The organism is Gillisella vitis, assembly GCF_021559775.1.
Lineage (GTDB): Bacteria > Pseudomonadota > Alphaproteobacteria > Rhizobiales > Rhizobiaceae > Allorhizobium > Allorhizobium ampelinum.
This window is the reverse complement of record NZ_CP056047.1, coordinates 1,208,923-1,221,629: the sequence shown is the minus strand read 5'-3', so window position 1 is coordinate 1,221,629 and position 12,707 is coordinate 1,208,923. Positions and strand designations below refer to the sequence as shown.

9 protein-coding genes are annotated in these 12,707 nt (G+C 48.0%); 8 read left to right on the top strand and 1 reads right to left on the bottom strand.

Features of this window, described 5'->3' with window-relative positions; translation table 11 throughout:
• Positions 1-281: 281 nt before the first annotated feature.
• The 7 genes from AVCG78_RS05745 to AVCG78_RS05715 all read left to right on the top strand — a co-directional run bounded on the left by AVCG78_RS05745 (position 282) and on the right by AVCG78_RS05715 (position 9,099).
• Positions 282-1,061: an adenosylcobinamide-GDP ribazoletransferase gene (locus AVCG78_RS05745; RefSeq protein WP_071206753.1), complete on the top strand. Its 780-nt coding sequence runs from the start codon at positions 282-284 to the stop codon at positions 1,059-1,061.
• A gap of 9 nt (positions 1,062-1,070) precedes the next feature.
• Positions 1,071-1,268, top strand: coding sequence for a DUF1289 domain-containing protein (locus AVCG78_RS05740; RefSeq protein ID WP_081355477.1), 198 nt, complete (start codon positions 1,071-1,073; stop codon positions 1,266-1,268).
• 3 nt (positions 1,269-1,271) lie between these two features.
• Complete coding sequence (locus AVCG78_RS05735) at positions 1,272-1,979, top strand: retropepsin-like aspartic protease family protein (RefSeq protein WP_156582744.1); 708 nt, start codon at positions 1,272-1,274, stop codon at positions 1,977-1,979.
• A gap of 57 nt (positions 1,980-2,036) precedes the next feature.
• Positions 2,037-3,002: an IS481 family transposase gene (locus AVCG78_RS05730; protein ID WP_235694955.1), complete on the top strand. Its 966-nt coding sequence runs from the start codon at positions 2,037-2,039 to the stop codon at positions 3,000-3,002.
• A 47-nt stretch (positions 3,003-3,049) separates the two neighbouring features.
• Positions 3,050-4,239 (top strand): IS3 family transposase gene (locus AVCG78_RS05725; RefSeq protein ID WP_156636673.1). Its coding sequence is split into 2 segments (ribosomal slippage): positions 3,050-3,299 and positions 3,299-4,239, totalling 1,191 coding nucleotides; the frame shifts between segments, so codons are not numbered across the junction.
• Between the two features lie 573 nt (positions 4,240-4,812).
• Positions 4,813-7,227 (top strand): glycosyltransferase family 2 protein, encoded by a 2,415-nt coding sequence (locus AVCG78_RS05720; RefSeq protein ID WP_156601508.1) that lies wholly within the window; start codon positions 4,813-4,815, stop codon positions 7,225-7,227.
• Positions 7,228-7,281: 54 nt separating this feature from the next.
• Positions 7,282-9,099, top strand: coding sequence for an HAD-IA family hydrolase (locus tag AVCG78_RS05715; protein WP_081355494.1), 1,818 nt, complete (start codon positions 7,282-7,284; stop codon positions 9,097-9,099).
• A gap of 104 nt (positions 9,100-9,203) precedes the next feature.
• Here AVCG78_RS05715 and AVCG78_RS05710 read toward each other — a convergent pair whose 3' ends face one another.
• On the bottom strand, positions 9,204-10,244 hold the full coding sequence (locus AVCG78_RS05710; RefSeq protein WP_071205061.1) for a hypothetical protein: 1,041 nt from the start codon (positions 10,242-10,244) through the stop codon (positions 9,204-9,206).
• Positions 10,245-10,641: 397 nt separating this feature from the next.
• Here AVCG78_RS05710 and AVCG78_RS05705 point away from each other — a divergent pair, with 397 nt between their 5' ends.
• Positions 10,642-12,702: a hypothetical protein gene (locus AVCG78_RS05705; protein WP_071205062.1), complete on the top strand. Its 2,061-nt coding sequence runs from the start codon at positions 10,642-10,644 to the stop codon at positions 12,700-12,702.
• Positions 12,703-12,707 lie beyond the last annotated feature (5 nt).

The window sequence follows — 12,707 nt, the reverse complement described above, 5'->3', positions numbered from 1 at the left end:
ATTTGGCGCCTTTCTTAATGCATAAATTCCCAAATCGGAATCGATTCGCACAAAATTTTATCAATGAGCGAAAAAACCCTGATCTACCTGTTTTCACAAACATGACGAGAAAACGATTTTGCGGAAAACGCGACCAACAGAACCAACCGTCCAGCCTTCGCGGCGGCTGGCAAATACCGATAGGCAAACTATATATCAAACCATGAAAAGAGCCGGATTCGGCACGGTTTCCCTCCAGGAAACTCGGGCAAATTCTCAGATATAAAAAGTGGACGACGTTGATGACCCTGACTGCATTTGTCGATGATCTCGCCCGTTCGCTCGGCTTCCTCAGTCGTCTGCCAATAGCGTCGCGGTTTTTCCAAAACCATTCCGGCGAAATGAGCCGCACGCCCCGCGCCTTTCCGCTGGCCGGTGCGGTCATTGCAGCCCCGGCGGGCTTGTTGCTCGCCTTAATGCTGGGCCTCGGCGCCAGCAGTTTGGTCGCCGCTTTTGCCGCAATTGGTTTGCAAGTCCTGCTGACCGGCGCCCTGCATGAGGACGGTTTTGCTGACACAGCCGATGGCCTCGGGGGTGCCAGCCGCGAAAGAGCGCTGGACATCATGAAGGACAGCCGGGTGGGAACGTTTGGGGTCTTGGCCCTGGTTTTTGGCGTTGGTCTGCGGGTCGCGGCGCTGGCTTCGCTGGTCAACAGCCTCTCTCCCATCCACGTTGCTCTGGTGATGATCGGCATAGCCGCCGTCAGCCGGGCGCTGATGGTTTGGCATTGGCATGCCCTGCCCCCGGCAAAACCCGATGGCGTCGCCGCATCACTTGGCAGGCCGGAGGATAACACCCTGTATACAGCCCTGTTCCTCGGCTTGGCCGTCGCGGTTGTCACCATCGCGCCGGTTACCTCTTTTCATCCGCTGGCGGTCATGCTTGTCGCAAGTGGCGCGGCGGCCTTCGCGTCCAATCGGCTGGTCTCGCACAGGCTAGGCGGCCAGACTGGCGATACCATAGGCGCTACCCAACAGATTTGTGAAATCACCGCGCTGGCCAGTATCGCCATGGCCTTGTAGGACATCAGCATGACAAACGCTCAAGCCTCTTCGCCCTGCGCCACCTCGCCTTGCATTGGCATCTGCACTCTGGACGAGACCAGTGCCTTCTGCCTGGGTTGCGGGCGCAGCCTGGACGATATCGCCAATTGGTCGCGCTATAGCGAACGGCAACGGACAGAAATCATGCTGAGCTTGCGAGGGTCTCTGCCGGTAGAACAGGATTAGACCATGAAGCTCGGTGGGTTTGGCATTGTCATCGGCATCCTGCTCGCAGGAACTGCGGTTTTGATCATCAACCGCGATAGCGGCCAGAGCTTCGGCATGGATAATGATGACTTCGCCCGTGTCGTTACCCTTCTTCCATTTGCGCTCATGCTTTCGGCAGGCATTGTCGCCAGCCGCCACAACCTGGGCCAGAACCTGCGATTTGCCGCCGCCTGGGTGCTCATCGCGCTGATCCTCGTCACCGGCTATATCTACCGTAACGATGCGGCTTCCGTCGCAGACCGGGTGCTGGCGGGACTGGTTCCCGGCCGCGCCGTCGTCACCACGACCGGCGATGGCCAGAGCCAACTCGTTTTGCAAAGAGGCTCCTCCGGACATTTTTCGGCAACTGTCAGCATTAACGGTGTCGATATCCCGATGATGATCGATACCGGAGCCAGCGCCGTAGTGCTGCGGGCCGAAGATGCCGCCAGCATCGGCATCAATGTTGATGACCTGAACTATAGCGTCACCGTCAGCACCGCCAATGGCGAGGCCCTGACCTCCCCCTTGCGCCTACGGCAGGTGGCCATTGGCCCCGTAATCCGGGAAAATGTCCGCGCCCTGATCACCCAGCCGGGCCGAATGGACGGCAGCCTGCTTGGTATGAGTTTTCTCTCGACGCTAGACAGCATCCAGATCCGCGGCGACGAACTGCGCCTCACGGACTAGGTGTTTGATCCCGGACTTTAATGGTGCATTATTTTCCCTCGAATGGAAGGAAGCACTATGGGCCAGGTTCTACACGGTCGCGCCACAACGACAGAGGCAATCCGTCGAGCAATACAAAATAGTCAAGAGAGCCTGAGAGCGCGCTCAAAGCGGTATGGGATCAACCCGAAGACCGTTGCCAAGTGGAAGAAGCGCACATCGGTTGCCGATTTGGCGACCGGGCCGAAGGAACCGCATTCGACAGTCTTGAGCCTCGAGGAGGAGGCCGTGATTGTCGCCTTCCGCAGGCACACGCTTCTACCTTTGGATGATTGCCTTTATGCCCTTCAGCCAACAATCCCGCATCTGACGCGCTCGTCCTTACATCGATGCCTACAGCGCCATGACATTTCACGACTGCCGGAAGTCGAGGGCGACAAGGAGCCAAAAAAGAAGTTCGAGAGTTACCCCATTGGCTACTTTCACATCGATATCGCTGAAGTCCAGACCGCTGAGGGCAAGCTCTATCTGTTTGTGGCCATTGATAGAACGTCCAAGTTTGCCTTCGTCGAGCTTTACGCCAAAGCCGGAAAGATGAATGCAGCCCAATTCCTGCGCAATCTGGTCAAGGCTGTGCCCTATGCCATCCATACGGTTCTGACGGACAACGGCATTCAGTTCACCAATCGGGCCTGCGATCTCTACGCCTTCCATCACATCTTCGACCGGGTCTGTGACGAGAACGGCATTGAGCATCGTCTGACCAAGCTGAAGCACCCATGGACCAATGGGCAGGTCGAGCGGATGAACCGGACGATCAAGGAAGCGACCGTCAAGCGTTTCTACTACGACGATCACGACCAACTCAAAAGGCATCTCGCCGACTTCATTGATGCCTATAATTTCGGGCGAAGGCTCAAGACCCTAAAAGGCCTCACGCCCTACGAATTCATTTGTAAACGATGGACTTTGGAGCCGGATCGTTTCATCATTGATCCGATCCATCAAATGCCGGGACTAAACACATTGACCTTGCCCCACTGAACTAATCCATTTTGAAGTAAGCTCTGTCCCATTGAGAGGACCAGAGAATGAAGCGCAACCGTTTCACAGACGAGCAGATTATCGGGATATTGAAGGAGCATGAGGCAGGCACGCCGGTCTCGGAGCTTTGCCGCAAGCACGGCGTCAGCGATGCCAGCATCTATAAATGGAAGGCCAAATTCGGCGGAATGGAAGTTTCCGAAGCCAAGCGGCTGAAGACGCTGGAGGACGAAAACACGAAGCTGAAAAGGCTCCTGGCAGATGCGATGCTCGACAATTCGGCTTTGAAAGACCTTTTGGGAAAGAAGTGGTGACGCCCGCAGCAAAGCGGAAAGCTGTCGCTCATCTGATGGATCACCACCAGATGAGCGAACGGCGGGCGTGTAAAGCCATCGGCTTTTGCCGGATGACGATCCGTTACGAGACCAGGCGCTGCGATGACTATGACCTTCGCGAGCGGATGAAGGCGCTGGCGCATGAACGCCGCCGCTTTGGATATCGACGACTTCATGTGCTGCTCAGGCGTGAGGGTCACCTTGTGAACCATAAGCGGCTCTTCCGGCTCTATCGGGAAGAGAAGCTGACGGTGCGCAAGCGCGGCGGTCGGAAACGGGCGATAGGCACACGAGCACCGATGCTGATCCCGCTTGCCGCCAATGACCGCTGGTCCCTCGACTTCGTGTCGGATCAGTTCACCGATGGGCGCAGGTTCCGGGTGCTGACCGTCGTCGATGATTGCACCAGAGAATGCCTTGGCCTCGTCGCCGATACGTCTCTTTCTGGCCTGCGGGTTGCCCGTGAACTGGAGCGGATCATCGAGGGACGAGGCAAGCCGAAGATGATCGTCAGTGACAATGGCAGCGAATTCACCAGCAACGCGATCCTGCAATGGACGGATCGGACGAAGGTCGATTGGCATTACATCGCACCCGGCAAACCGATCCAGAACGCCTTCATCGAAAGCTTCAATGGGCGGCTGCGCGACGAGTTCTTGAATGAAACGCTCTTCTCGTCACTGAACCATGCTCGAGCAGGGCTTTCAAACTGGCGAGGCGACTACAACGATCATCGACCACACTCTGGTCTAGGCTGGCTGACACCGGCCGAGTTCGCTCAGACCATCAACCCGCGACGTGATGCGGTGCTGCGCAGCCGAAATGGCTCCGCACCGCAACCCGCCGCTACCGCCCCGAATACAGCAACCCAAAACCACTGGAGCGAACTCAAAACTGGATAAAACTTGGGGGCAAGGTCACCCCAGCCTAAAGCCGGGTTCTTGGTGCAGTCGAGACGAGTGCAATATGCTGTAAAGGTGTTGGAATCATTACGATTGATGTCCCACGTAAAAGATGCTCGTATCTACAAAAAACAATAACTTAGAAACTCGGTGTCCCACGCATTATCATCCACAAAACGCCGACGATATTCACGTTATCGGAAAATTTCTTTTTTTTATCTAGAATAAATATTCACCACACATTAAAATGATGAATGCGGACACTGTCCGCAAGCGGTGGAACTGACGGATTATCTGACCTCCGCCAGACATCCATCAACAGCCCGCGCCTCAACCGCATGGTAGAAATTGCTGTTTAAAACCGATCCATCTTCGTGGCCCAGCCCAAAAAGCCCCCCTCACATTGTAAACAAGATTGCGTTGTAGCCGAAAAGAATCGAATCGATCAGCCTCAACTAACGTCCTCGCTTGGCGAGAAGATCATATTGAAATGAAGCTCGAAACAGCTCATTAATAATTGAGCCCAGACTTAACTCAGCATCACTGCAAGACAACAGTAAAAGCGGAAGCCAGATGAAAAAAGAAGAAAATATCGAATATATTCTTGCAGAATTTGAAAAAAATAAAAAAGAAATTGAAAATCTTCGGTCAAGGCTTGAAGAAAATCAAAATAATTTATCCATCTTAAAATCAAGATTTGAAAGAAATATACTTGATATCTTGAAAAAACCAATTATTTTTTGTGTGGACACAATCAGATTTGGTCCGGCGCCTCATCTATTTGACAAAAAATGGTATAAACAAAATTACTCTGATGTGGAGTTTTCTGGCCTCAATCCTTGGTTTCACTTCAAGAAACACGGTGAAAAAGAAGGTCGCGATCCGAACGTACTGTTTTCAACGCGTTATTATCTCGAATCTTACCCAGACGTTAAGCAGAAGGCAATTTCTCCCCTCACTCACTACATGAAATTTGGGTCAAAGGAGAACCGTAAGCCCCATTCGTTCTTCGATGGCGGCTGGTATCTCGACAAAAACCCTGATGTAAAGGAACGTGGTGTCAACCCCCTTCTTCACTTCTTGACGCACGGGATCAACGAAGGCCGGATGCCAAACGGTATGTTTGATTCAGAATGGTATCTAAAGCTTCGGCCAGACGTGGCCGCGGCAAACATTTCGGCAATAAAGCATTACGTATATTACGGCATTAAAGAAGGCCAAGCGTGGCAGCCGCCAGCAAACTCGCGCCCAGACAGATACATTAACCTCAACGCTGAAAAAAACGCATACTTTATTTCACCCGAGCGCGCCCCTTACACATATATTCCTTTGCGTCCTAGCCATTCAGTGAAGCAGTTTATGCAAGCCCATTCGGACGCCACAAAATTCAGCGTTGTTGTTCCTGTATACAACACCCCCGAAGGACTATTGGACAAAGCATATGAAAGCGTCAACTCTCAGTGGTACGGCAACTGGGAACTAATATTCGTAAACGATCAGAGCACCGACGCGCGCGTGCCTGCTGATTTAGAGCGACTTAGCAAAAAGGATTCACGTGTACGAGTAATTGACACACCATCAAATAGTGGAATTGCTGGAGCAACGAATTTCGCAATCTCGGCAGCGAACGGGAACTATCTGGTGTTCCTCGACCATGATGATGAGCTCACCAGCGATTGCTTATACGAGTTAGCCAAACGAATTCACGAAACAAAAGCAGACTTTATTTACTCTGATGAAGACAAAATTGACGAACATGGTAATTTCGTACAGCCGTTCTTCAAGCCAGACTGGTCGCCCGACACGCTGATGGCAACAATGTACACCTGCCACGTTTCATGCGTGAAACGTTCATTGGCGATTAGCGTTGGACCGCTTGATTCCGCATTAGATGGTGCCCAAGACTGGGATTTCGTTCTAAAGGTGACCGAGAAGGCTTCAAGAATTGAGCACATTGCGAAAGTTCTCTACCATTGGCGGATAATTCCAAATTCTACAGCTGCAGATCTAAATGCGAAACCCAAAGCCGTCGAAAGAGGACGAACGGCACGGAGCAATGCTCTTCGAAGAAGAAATCATTTGGCACTGATGCAGCCTGTGGAAGACCTCCCCAATCATTATGCGCCAGTTTACAGCCCCAAGCCTGGCACACGAGTGTCTATTATTATACCCACAAAAAACAACTTCAGGTATATTTCAAAATGCATATCTAGCATCATGGATAATACAGTTTATAAAAAATATGAGATAATCATAATAGACAATGGTTCATCAGAAGAGATAACCCTTAACTACCTTGATGACCTAAGAAAAAATGACGCAGTAACTGTATTGATACACGACAAACCATTCAATTTTTCTGAACTTTGCAATCTTGGAGCATCCAAAGCCACCGGTGATGTTTATATATTTCTGAATGATGATACGGAAGTACTAAACAATAATTGGCTAGAACCTCTAGTTGGCCAAGCGCAAGTGGAGCACACCGGAGCCGTAGGTGCAAAACTTATATATGGCTCAGAAAACTCGATACAACATAATGGCGTATTGAATATCCACCCAGGACCCAGTCATGCTTTCTTAAGGCAGGACCCCAAATTTCCTGGTTATTTTGGTCGCGCAGTGCTGCCATATAACTGGATCGCCGTCACCGGCGCTTTGACGGCGATCGAGAAATCCAAATTCTGGCATGTAGGAGGTTTTGATGAAAACTTCCCGGTCGCCTACAACGATGTTGATTTGTGCTACCGATTAACAAAGGCTGGCTGGCACAATGTCAACCTCCCGTTTGTTCAGGTCATACACCATGAATCCGTTTCTCGCGGCAATGACCACGAGAAACCGGAGAAATTGGAGAGATTAAAGCAAGAGAAGCACAACCTTGATTGTAAGCATCCGTATTTCTTCCAGCGTGACCCGTACTACAACGTGAACCTTCATCCGGTAGACATACAATTCGATTTGTCAACAAAATGGAGACAGTTTTGAAATAAAACCCGCGATGTAAGAAACGTTAAACGTCTAAGGCAGGAGAATGAAATTTTGAACGAGCGGCGCGACATCTATAATGAATACAAAAAATTGCAGCACAAAATAGATGCTGTTACGTTTGATTTCTTTGATACTCTATTTGTGCGTCCTCTTCGCGACCCTGAGGATCTATTCGATGGTATTGGCCAAAAGTGCCAAATAGAGAATTTTAGGGAACTTAGGCAGAATGCGCAGAGGCTTGGTTTCAAAAAAATGCACACCGAGAACAGAAAAGAAATTCTGTTCGATGATATATACTCGTGTTTTGACTTGCCGCTTATCATCAAGCAAAAAGCAAGTAATGTAGAGATAGAACTGGAGGAGATGCTCCTATATCCAAACAAGGAAATTGTAGACTTTTATAATTTTTGTCGAAAGACGAAAAAAGTAGCCATTATTTCGGATATGTATTTGCCAAAAGAATTTTTTGAAAAAATCTTGATACGTCACAATTTAGACTTCGATGAAATCTTTGTCTCCTCAGAACTGAATTCAACCAAACGCGACGACGGTGAACTTTTTTTGATGGCAGCGCAAACACTAGGAATTGAACCTAGTCGTATCTTGCACATAGGCGATAATCTTAGATCAGATGTCGAGCGCGCCATGGAGAAATCGTTGAATACATTTCACTATGTCGAGTTACGCGACGAGCCCAAGACCCCTGCGCCGTTTTCTGAGTCGCTTGCGTTCTCTCTTTACAGAACTGCGGAGTGTGATTTCGAAGATAATTTTGAGGCTATTGGATTTAAGTATGGCGGTCCGGCGCTATCCGCTTTCCTTAGTTTTCTAGAAATAGAAACCAGAAAAGATAAAATTGAAAAACTCTTATTTATTTCCCGTGATGGTTATATATTAAATGAAGTTGGCAAAGATATTTTTGAGAAAAGCGCGATAAAAACCGATTATTTCAGGGGTTCGATAACAGCCTTTAACATGAGCGCTATAACGGTCGAAAATTTTGACGACTTCTTACCGTTTTTGGTGTCGGGATGTTTTGGACTTAGCACACATGAAATTCTAGAGCGTATAGATGTCGAATGCCCATCTCCCGAGGTTTTTAATGATATTGGTCTTGGCGATGATGTGCCTGTTACTGAGGAAAATCTGGCCCAGGTTCTAGACTTTTTGATCTCATTTAAGTGGTCAATAATTAATCGTGCTGCGGAAAATCGAAAGGCGCTCTTCAACTACCTTTTATCTCTCGACGTCAAGCGAGGAATGAAGCTTGGGTTGGTTGATGTCGGCTGGTCGGGTACAACTCTCGAAGCGTTTTCACGCGCCTTGAAAGGCCTCTTTGATGTCGAATTAACCGGATACTTTTTGTGTCTTGTGGATACGCCTGAGCGAATAGAACGCAGCAAAACTTTGCGGATGAAGAGTCTACTGAATGGCGAGGTCATTACTCAAAGCCAACTACAAACAATATACGAAAATCGCGTAATTGCGGAACTAATGTTTACTGCTCCCCATGCGTCTGTAATAGGTTATGAATATGATTATTCAAAAACGGAAGTTAATTTTGTCGTTGATAATGGCCGCTCATTAACCGAAGTTCGGAACTTTGCGAGCCCGTCGCTGAGGCGCGGCATGGCAAAGTTTAACAAACAGTATCGTGAACTTCATCAAAAGCTTGGGTTGACAATTCCACCAAAGGATGCAGTTAGGCCTTTTATAGAATATCTGGCAAGATCACCCCAAGAGCAATTATCGGAATTTCAGGACGTCAAAAATTTTGACGTCTGGGGAACCTCCAAGAATTTTGATTTATTTGCGACAAGTAGCGCAAGTGATTCTAAGCATGACCTACGAGAACATCGGCAGCCCTAATTGTTTAGGGCGCTCTGCTAGAATGAAATAATTAGCGAATTGCAGCATTTACGCAATTCTGACGTGCTCTCGCTGTTCTAAAATCGCGGAGCACGTCAAGCGCTTTAGGCAATCTCCATATTCCAAAATTTCCTTACAACATGTTGATATAGCTTTATATCCAGGCGGACACTCTCACGAATAACGTCGTTTACCTGAATGGAGTCAATAAACTCTCGTTCGACCATATCTGGGCTGACATTTTCTCTGACGTACGAAAGGGGTAATCCGAAAAATCGGCTGAACGACTTAAAGGTTTCCCGAGGGCGCTCCGCCAATCCAATGAATGAAAAATGAGAATCAATATTTGAGATTGCCTTCTCAAGGTGTTCTTCCGTAACAGGCGAATCTTTATCCAGCCCAGAAATTGACCTCGTGTAATAATTGTCGAATTCTAAACGTCTTACGCTACTTAAAGCTTCTAATATATTGGACGCCTGCAACATTTCTGCATCTTCCTGCACGTATTTCTTATAGAAATACAGCGATGAAACGAAATCATATGGATTTCGTAAAACAGTGAAGTACTTCGCTTGGCGCGCGAAGTGATTGTGGATGCCATAGGTGGTATGCCCGAATATCACGTCCACGCAATCCATTGAGGATGACGAGAGATTATTTATGATAGTGAAGTTATCGTGGTAAAGGGGCAAGATAAAAAGCGCGCCCTGATGCTCCCCAAGCGCAGTGCGAAGGCTAGTTCCGCCTGTTTTCGGCATATGTAGAACGATCTTTAGGGGTAGCGATGATTCTGTAGAGCGATCTTTATACCGGAAATACTTACGTGCTATAATTTGCCCCCGAACACGTATCTCAAGCAGCAGAGCCTGTTCGTTATCACGTGCGCTTGGCCCTACATCACACAGAGCGTTCCAACCAACGGCGGCCCAACCAACTCCCAACGCCTCCTCAACATCGCGCCTGCCGATAAAGCTCTGAATTTGAAGTTTCGCCCCATTTAGACAGATTTCAAACTCCTCGCGGTGACCTTGAAAGGCCACCCATCCTTGAAACTCAACAATCGGCCAAATTAGAGCGTCCTGAGTAGTGTCTATCCAACCCTGAGCGGACCACCCGTTCACTCTATAACTCAAAATGTTTGCCATTTTGCCCCCCCTAAAACAAAAATTCCAACGTGCTTCACGCTACGAAACATTGATACTCTTTTAATTACAACCCCTAAAGCCTGATAGATAGCTCGCTACCCACCGTTTGCATTTTTTCATTTTAAAATCTATTGAGTTCCCTCACGTTTCGAGGCAACACCGTTTCTCCCTCTCGACCTCCGAAAAATCTCTTTTTTGCCCTATCGGCCTGCTAGGCGACGGTTTCGAACTTGCACATTGATCATGTATGCGACTTAGCGGTCGCCGCCGAATGGGAGGTAGCGAGAATCGAGGACCTAATAAATGCAACGGTTCCTAGTGTTTACTTATGTTAAGCCTTCATCTAAATACCTCGCGGATTTGCCCGAACAATATGGTTTCCTTGGCGGAGAAGACTGTGGAATTGATTACTAAGCATATATTGGAAATGAAAAGGCGGATCGACGCACAACATTATGTTGAGGCATCCGAATACATATTACAAACAATCGATCGATATAAATTTTCAGATTCGAATATTAGTGATTTTATTCACGAGTTCGTGACAAAATCTATTGAGGTTAGAGATCAAGGAAATCATCAATCTTCGTTAGAGATGATGATTTATGTCTGGGAAAGACACAAAAATTTCAATTTATGCTTGGAGATACTAGTTGTCCTTGTTAGCCTGAAAAAAGATTGCCAGAGATTTTTAGATTTTTCAAAAACCATACCTTCTGGTTTTGCGAAAAATCCTCACATTTCTCTATTTCTAGCAGGCGGCTCGTTTCTTGCTGGAGATTTACGCCGTTCAACCGATTTTCTACAAAATGTTACACTAGAAACCGTCCGAAATATTCCGTCATTTGCAATTTTTAGGCAGCAGCTCCTTTTTAAGTTAAGCGGAGCAGTCTCTGAACTATTGCTGCAGATCTCAACGGCCACAAACGATTCATGTACGCATGATATGTCGCACATGCTTCAGGTAAATCGATTCGCGATTTATCTAAAGGGTATAGAGGACTTCTCTGCCTTCGAGTTCGCGCTCATTTCGGGCATTCTTTATCCTGCGGCAGACGTTAAGATCCCAATAAATCTGATTGGCGATATTGCCGCGGAATTCAGCAGACAGGCTCCTGATGACGAGAGAAACGTTATACTCTTTCGCCTTTTAGTTGCGTTCAAGATTATCGAAAAAGCAAATTATCTTGGGGAGCTTTGGGTTGATTCTAAATTCTCTGATAATCCTGATTTCGTAAAACAGCTATTCAAATTGTCCGAATTTGATGGCATGGAAAAATGGCGGCCCATTGCCGTTAGATTGGCAAGTGAGCTTGTTGGGCTTGATAATACTGAAGGGCATTGGCGACACCAAAATTCAGATGTTCAGTTCAAAGAGTTAAGCGCCAGGATATTGTTCTTGAAAAGCGCTCCGGATAGCGATTTTCAACGGCTGAATTTGCTGCCGAAAGCGCGCGCCGCCTTTAATGTTAACTCTACCGATCAAGAGCATGTGTTTATTGGAATGTTCGGACAGTGCAGGTTTTCGAACCATGTTTTTCCGTTGCTCATGGACAAACTAGCTAGCGAGACAGAAGCCCATGAAAACCGAGGAATGAAATTTTCTTACGGTATCGCGACTTGGGACAAAGGTGGCTCAAGGGGCCTATTCGATCCGGACTCAATTCATTTCCTACTGCCGCACCTTCCAATCGAGATTCATGACGCTGTCTTGCAGCTTGGATGTCAATCAGTGGGAGAAGTGCGGCGCTATCTTCCTAATTTAATCAATTTCTGCGCTAGCTTGGCAGCGGCCGAGAGCGACATAACCACTGACTATTTAAAAAGCAAGCTTTCCACCGATTTTAAGATCGATATATGGAATGACAGCCAATTCAAGTCACTAATCGGTCAACGTGTTTCGGATAGATTTTCTGGTAATTTCCACCTGGTTAATCAAGCTAGGATGTGGAACCGAATAGCCGCGCTACGTGAATTGGCAAAAAACGCCGAGAGCGAGAAAACAGTACCGATAACTCGTTACCTTATTTTGCGATCTGATTTGGTTTTCAGCGGCACCTCGTTACTTTCAAACCTATTCAATTTGACGAACGGCAGTCGGGATAACTTTTTAATCGGCGACCATGACCCACACGCTAACTTCATCGAGGGACTGGGCGACCGCATTATGCTGTGTGACAGGCAAGCGTTTGCGCGAATTACGTCGGGACAGGAACTGTTCTTGAATGTCATCGACGCACCCGACTCGATGAAACCATATATGAGTCGCTGCCATGCACATCAGTTCTTGGAGACCATCCTTTTCGAGCAAGATACACGCTTGATCAGAGTGCCTTGGGACGAAACTCGTCATGAAATTTACCGGGGTCGACTGACAATGCAGCAGATTCTCCCTCATCTGGTCCTTGACCTTAACTCGGACAGCAAGTCCTTGGACCATCTCCGCGCATTTGTGTGAAATTT

What these genes read in the sequence shown, in the direction of transcription:
- AVCG78_RS05745 (WP_071206753.1), top strand. Translation starts at nt 282, where the DNA reads ATGACCCTGACTGCATTTGTCGATGATCTCGCCCGTTCGCTCGGCTTC.
- AVCG78_RS05710 (WP_071205061.1), bottom strand. Translation starts at nt 10,244, where the DNA reads ATGGCAAACATTTTGAGTTATAGAGTGAACGGGTGGTCCGCTCAGGGT.
- AVCG78_RS05740 (WP_081355477.1), top strand. Translation starts at nt 1,071, where the DNA reads ATGACAAACGCTCAAGCCTCTTCGCCCTGCGCCACCTCGCCTTGCATT.
- AVCG78_RS05730 (WP_235694955.1), top strand. Translation starts at nt 2,037, where the DNA reads ATGGGCCAGGTTCTACACGGTCGCGCCACAACGACAGAGGCAATCCGT.
- AVCG78_RS05720 (WP_156601508.1), top strand. Translation starts at nt 4,813, where the DNA reads ATGAAAAAAGAAGAAAATATCGAATATATTCTTGCAGAATTTGAAAAA.
- AVCG78_RS05735 (WP_156582744.1), top strand. Translation starts at nt 1,272, where the DNA reads ATGAAGCTCGGTGGGTTTGGCATTGTCATCGGCATCCTGCTCGCAGGA.